Below are 4898 nucleotides of genomic sequence, written 5' to 3'. Positions count from 1 at the left end.
TTGTTTTATAAAAGTTAAAATGCCGTATTTATGCGGCTTGTGGCGTTTCGCAAACGCCTATATATAAAATAAGTACAAAAAAGGAGAAAAATTATGTCAGATAGAAGAGAATGCGGCGTGCTGCTGCCTGTCAGCAGCCTGCCGTCAAAATATGGAATCGGATGCTTTTCCAAAAGCGCTTATGAGTTTGTGGACGGACTGAAGGCAGCGGGACAGGACTGCTGGCAGATTCTGCCGCTGGGTCCTACCAGCTACGGGGATTCTCCCTATCAGAGTTTTTCGACATTTGCGGGAAATCCGTATTTTATCAGTCTGGAAGATCTCATTGAGGAGGGTGTGCTTTCTGAAAAGGAGTGTGATTCAGCGGATTTTGGGCAGGATCCTTCCAGCGTGGATTATGCAAAGATCTACAAAAGCCGTACAGCGCTTCTGAGAAAAGCATATGAACGCAGCAATATAGCAGAAAATGAAGAATTCCTGCAGTTTCAGCAGGAAGAGGCATGGTGGCTGAAGGATTATGCTCTTTTTATGGCTGTGAAACAGCGGTTTGATGGAAAGCCATGGAGCGAGTGGGCGGAGGATATCCGTCTCAGATGGCAGAACGCTCTGGATTATTACCGGGAAGAGTTGTATTTTGAGATTGAATTTCAGGAATATATGCAGTTTAAATTCCGCCAGCAGTGGATGAAACTGAAGACATATGCCAATGACCAGGGGATCCGGATCATTGGGGATATTCCTATTTATGTGGCCATGGACAGCGCGGATACCTGGGCAAGCCCCTGGCTGTTTAAGCTGGACGAAAAGAACTGTCCCACACAGGTTGCCGGATGTCCTCCGGATGGCTTTTCTGCCACAGGACAGCTTTGGGGAAATCCTCTTTATAACTGGGAGGTTCACAGAAATACAGGATTTGACTGGTGGATCCACAGGATTGAACATTGTTTCCGTCTTTATGATGTGGTGCGTATTGATCATTTCCGAGGTTTTGATGAATATTACGCTATTCCTTACGGGGACAAAACGGCAGAAAACGGATGGTGGGAAAAAGGACCGGGAATCGAGCTTTTCCGGGCGATTTCTGCCAGACTGGGACAGCGCGATATCATTGCAGAGGATCTGGGGTATATGACAGATTCGGTTAAAGCTCTTGTGGAGGCAAGCGGATACCCGAATATGAAGGTCATTGAATTTGCTTTTGACGAGAGAGATACAGGAAATGCCAGCGACTATCTCCCCCATAATTATCCGGAAAACTGTGTGGTTTATACAGGAACCCATGATAATGAGACTCTGCTTTCCTGGTTCAGAGACATCAGCCCTCTGGAGCGGAAACAGGTAAGAGAATATTTGAATGATTTTCATAGTTCTGATAAGGAGATCTGTCAGAATCTGATCTGTCTGGTTATGAGAAGTGTGGCAAAGCTTTGCGTGATTCCTATGCAGGATTATCTTTATCTGGATAACTCTGCCCGAATGAACCAGCCGTCCACTTTGGGCAAAAACTGGAAGTGGAGACTTGTGCCGGGACAGTTTACAGAAGAACTTCAAAAAGAAATGAAAGCCCTTGCCAAACGGTACGGACGTTAAGAAGAAAATGTCTCAGGGACTGGTCTTATGACTGGTCTCTGATGTGTTTTTCTAATTGTCTGTTTTGTTTTTGAGTCATAGTTTAATTGTATTTTTTTTGTGACGTACCTTGCGCAGCAATTTGTACAGTGCTATAATGAATTCATGCAGATATAGTTCATCGGTAGAACACCAGCTTCCCAAGCTGGGGAGGCGGGTTCGATTCCCGTTATCTGCTTTAATAAATGGATATTCCGTGATGGGGTCTTTGACTGCGGCATGGATTATTTGTAAAGAGCAGCGTCCTGTTTTATCATAAAGCAGGGACGCTTTTTTAATTCATCAGGGAAGCAGTACATTCTGTGCCAACTTTCCTGTTTTGTCCGTGAGCAGAAACTTTTCAGGATCTTCTTGAAGATGGTGCCTGAACCATGTATGATAGGGAAAAGGAGGTACGAAAGGAAAAGGAGAACCTATGAAAAAAGAAGTAAACCATGCAATAAGAAAACGCTTTAATGATATTATCTACAATATCGCCCGATATACAGAGATTCTGCTGTCTGTTGTGATTCTGGTAGTGATCGCATTTGCCGGGATAAGGCTGATCTATGATGTGGCAGGGACTTCCATTATGAATATGGATTCCGGATTTTTCTCAGAATTTCTTTCCAGTGGATTATCTCTGGTAGTCGGTGTGGAATTTGTAAAAATGCTGTGCAGGCACTCTTCGCAGACGGTTGTCGAGGTTCTGATGTTTGCCACCGCCCGGCAGATGGTTGTCGAGCATCTGGGGACTATGCAGACACTGATTGGCGTGATCGCCATTGCTATTTTGTTCGCGATCCGCAAATATCTGATGACAGAGGTAGATGCAGTAGGATATCATCATATAGAAAAAAGAGAGGATGAATGTAAATGAAAATTGGATTTATTGGATGTGGAAACATGGCTTCAGCTATGATTGGAGGAATTTTGAAAAAAGGGCTGGTTCAGAAGAATGATATTATTGTATCAAATCTGACCGAAGCCGGATCAAAGCGCAGCAGAGAAAAACTGGGTGTAGAGACAACTATGGACAATCGTGAGGTTGCCAAAAAAGCAAAGATTCTTTTTCTGGCAGTGAAGCCTCAGTTTTATGAGGAAGTGATCCTTGAAATAAGAGACCTTCTGACAGAAGAACAGATTCTGGTAAGTATTGCTCCGGGCAAGACACTGAAATGGCTGGAAGATACCTGCGGATGTTCCATGAAGATCATTCGTCTGATGCCAAATACACCGGCACAGGTAGGGGAAGGAATGACCGGTGGATGCTGCAATGAACGTGTGACAGAGGAGGATGCACAGAAGATCAGCGAGATTGCAGGAAGCTTCGGAAGATTTGAATTTGTTCCGGAAAGACTTCTGGATGCGTTCAGTGCAGTATGCGGATGTTCTCCTGCGTATGTATTTATGTTTATCGAGGCTATGGCTGATGCCGCAGTGGCGCAGGGACTTCCGAGAAGTCAGGCATATTCCTTTGCTGCTCAGGCAGTTATGGGAAGTGCAAAGATGGTACTGGAAACAGGAAAGCATCCCGGCGAACTGAAGGATATGGTATGCTCTCCGGCTGGAAGTACTATTGAAGGGGTAAGGATCCTGGAAAAAGCCGGAATGAGAAGTGCAGTATTTGAGGCGCTGAACGGGGCGGCAGAAAAAGGAAAACGTCTGTAAAATAAGTGCGGAATAAATAATTTTTATTAAATTGTGTTAAAGAACAGAATGTGCTAAACTATTCCTGTGAGGAGGTTTAGCACATGTTGTTATTTATGGAAAAAATGCTGGAATTTTCCATGAGACTTGGAAAAAGCCGGAATCGGGCTGTGCGTATGGCAGGCAGGCTTATTGGGGCGGTTCCTCTACGCTGTGCGGAATACCTGGAAAAATTGCTGATGAGTGGAAAATGGAATCCGGGCAAAAAACGGAAAAAAAGGAAATACGGTGACAGATCAGCTTTTTGATATGTTTCTGCCCTGGCTTAATGTGCTGTTGTGATATTCTGAGGACCAGGTTACATCTTCGCCGAACCATGCGGGAGGAGTATAGGCTTCTGCGGTTTCTTTTGAGGGGAATTCCACCTCGGCCAGAAGAAGTCCTTCATACTCTTCATGAAAGATATCAAGTTCAATGGTCAGACCGTTTTTTTCCGGGATCAGATATCTGGTCTTGGAAATGACCAGACCGTCTGCTTTGGATTTCAGGTGATAATATGCATCTTTTGTCAGGGGAAGGTTGTATTCCTCTCTGGACATAAGTCCTTTTGATTTGTAAGTCAGAAAGTAATCGTCATCCTGCCGCCGGATACGTACCACCGGATCAGTGCAGAGATATCCCTGTTCTATTCTGCGAAAAGGAAAGTTCTCCAGATTTTCCGGAAGCTGTTCTCTTTTTATTAAAAATTTGCGTTCAATCTCCATATTCAATCTCCATTCCTCCGCATTCTGGCGGAAATAGTAATCTGCAGTTCATTATATCATTTGAGAGTTTTCCCGTCATCTGTTTTATAAATTCAATAAAAACTGTCTTTTCCAAAGTTTTGCAAAACCTTGTATGGAAGTATCTGGAAGTGGTATACTTACAGATATAAAAACGAACAGAAGCGAAACGGGAGGTACGATCATGAGTAAAGTATATATTTTTCTGGCAGACGGATTTGAAGATATTGAAGGATTGACGGTGGTGGATCTTATGAGAAGAGCGGGGATCACTGCTGAGACAGTTTCCATCAAGGAGACAAGGGAGATCACAACATCCCATGGAATTGAAATGAAAACAGACAGAATTTTTCAGGAAACAGATTTTTCTGATGCGGATATGCTGGTACTTCCGGGAGGAATGCCGGGCACCAGATATCTGGGAGAGTTTGCACCGCTTACAGAGCTTCTTACAGAGTATTATAATAAGAACGGAAAAATCGCGGCTATCTGTGCAGCGCCCAGTGTGTTTGCGAAATTAGGATTCCTTAAGGGACGAAAAGCAACGTCCTATCCGTCTTTTATGGATCAGCTTGAAGGAGCAGAGACCTGTGAGGAACCGGTAGTTGTGGATGGAAATGTGACTACCAGCAGAGGTCTGGGCACAGCGATTCCTTTTGCGCTTTGCCTGATCGCACAGCTTATGGGAGATGAAAAGGCTTCGGAGATCGCGGAATCTATTGTATATAAAAGGTAAATCTATAAACCTGAAAAAAACACTGGTGTTTTTGTGCCAGTTGTGCTATACTTCGATAATGACTGTAATTGTATCTTTTTTTAAGAAGATACACCTGCCTGAATTGCTGAAAAGCAGGCAAA

6 protein-coding genes and 1 tRNA gene are annotated in these 4898 nt (G+C 43.9%); 6 read left to right on the top strand and 1 reads right to left on the bottom strand.

Annotation, left to right across the window (positions count from 1 at the left end; genetic code table 11):
* Positions 1–93: 93 nt before the first annotated feature.
* From malQ to RDS42_RS12590, 5 genes are all read left to right on the top strand, one after another.
* The gene (malQ, locus tag RDS42_RS12610; RefSeq protein ID WP_308783967.1) at positions 94–1590 is read left to right on the top strand and encodes a 4-alpha-glucanotransferase; all 1497 of its coding nucleotides are present in this window, start codon (positions 94–96) and stop codon (positions 1588–1590) included.
* Positions 1591–1736: 146 nt separating this feature from the next.
* Positions 1737–1807 (top strand) — tRNA-Gly (locus tag RDS42_RS12605).
* 237 nt (positions 1808–2044) lie between these two features.
* Complete coding sequence (locus RDS42_RS12600) at positions 2045–2488, top strand: transporter (protein ID WP_308783966.1); 444 nt, start codon at positions 2045–2047, stop codon at positions 2486–2488.
* The gene (proC, locus tag RDS42_RS12595) at positions 2485–3279 is read left to right on the top strand and encodes a pyrroline-5-carboxylate reductase (protein ID WP_308783965.1); all 795 of its coding nucleotides are present in this window, start codon (positions 2485–2487) and stop codon (positions 3277–3279) included. The genes RDS42_RS12600 and proC overlap by 4 nt, the downstream gene beginning before the upstream one ends.
* An 83-nt stretch (positions 3280–3362) precedes the next feature.
* Complete coding sequence (locus tag RDS42_RS12590; RefSeq protein ID WP_308783964.1) at positions 3363–3566, top strand: hypothetical protein; 204 nt, start codon at positions 3363–3365, stop codon at positions 3564–3566.
* On the opposite strand, the gene RDS42_RS12585 is transcribed toward RDS42_RS12590, so the two are convergent.
* A complete protein-coding gene (locus RDS42_RS12585) occupies positions 3555–4022 on the bottom strand; it encodes a CYTH domain-containing protein (RefSeq protein WP_308783963.1) in 468 nt (155 codons plus the stop codon). The two genes, RDS42_RS12590 and RDS42_RS12585, sit on opposite strands and share 12 nt — an antisense overlap.
* Positions 4023–4224: 202 nt before the next feature.
* Here RDS42_RS12585 and RDS42_RS12580 point away from each other — a divergent pair, with 202 nt between their 5' ends.
* Positions 4225–4776 carry a DJ-1 family glyoxalase III gene (locus tag RDS42_RS12580; RefSeq protein WP_331603436.1) on the top strand — a complete coding sequence of 184 codons (552 nt, stop codon included), beginning with the start codon at positions 4225–4227 and terminating at the stop codon, positions 4774–4776.
* Positions 4777–4898 lie beyond the last annotated feature (122 nt).

The sequence above is a fragment of the uncultured Blautia sp. genome (genome assembly GCF_902497045.1).
GTDB lineage: Bacteria > Bacillota > Clostridia > Lachnospirales > Lachnospiraceae > Blautia_A.
Note: the sequence above shows the minus strand (reverse complement) of the source record. Positions and strands in the feature narration are given on the sequence as shown.